This is a genomic window from Agromyces seonyuensis (genome assembly GCF_009789225.1).
GTDB classification, from domain to species: domain Bacteria; phylum Actinomycetota; class Actinomycetes; order Actinomycetales; family Microbacteriaceae; genus Agromyces; species Agromyces seonyuensis.
Genome location: NZ_WSTA01000165.1, coordinates 1 through 614, shown reverse-complemented (window position 1 = coordinate 614; position 614 = coordinate 1). Strand labels below are relative to the sequence as shown.

Here is a 614-nt window from a genome sequence, read left to right as displayed (position 1 = left end):
CGGGGTGCGGTTGGAGCGCGTCGCCGGCCCCTGCCGCCGCGCCCGGCTCCGCGGCCGTCAGCGCCGGCCCCGTCGCCCGCACGTCGAAGCCGACCTCGACGCGAGCCGAGAGCTGGACGCGGGGCACGGCGTCGCCGCCGACGAGCGCGATGCCGAGCCGCTGCGCCTCCGCGAGCATGGCCCAGAGCAGCGGGCTGTCGAACTCCTCGAGCGTCAGCCACTCGGATCCGTACCCGCCGATCGCCGGCCCGGCGGATTTCAGGGCGGCGAACTGGCCGAACCAGCGCGACTGCGCCGGGTCGATGCGGGCCGCCGACGCCTGGAAGGCGATGTTCTGCCAGGTGAGACCGTCTTTCACCCACGCCCCGCGGTCGCTGCGCACCATGGGCCGCAGGCCGATGCGGTCGACATGCACGGCTCGCTGCGCGGGCTCGTCGCGCGGTCCCTGCCACTGGCCGGGCCGGCGCACGAGCTTGCGCCGCGGCTCGAACTGCAGGCCGAGGGTGCGGAGGCCGCCGTCCTCCGGCGCCCCGTCGTCGGCCCGCGCGGCCGACCCCGGGGAGGCGATCGCCGCATCCGGCCGGGCGCCCGCGCGGCCGAGCCGGGCGAGCCCG

1 pseudogene is annotated in these 614 nt (G+C 78.2%); it reads right to left on the bottom strand.

What is annotated here, in order from left to right:
* A pseudogene (locus GB864_RS18055) lies at positions 1-614 on the bottom strand (hypothetical protein); the annotation flags it as partial.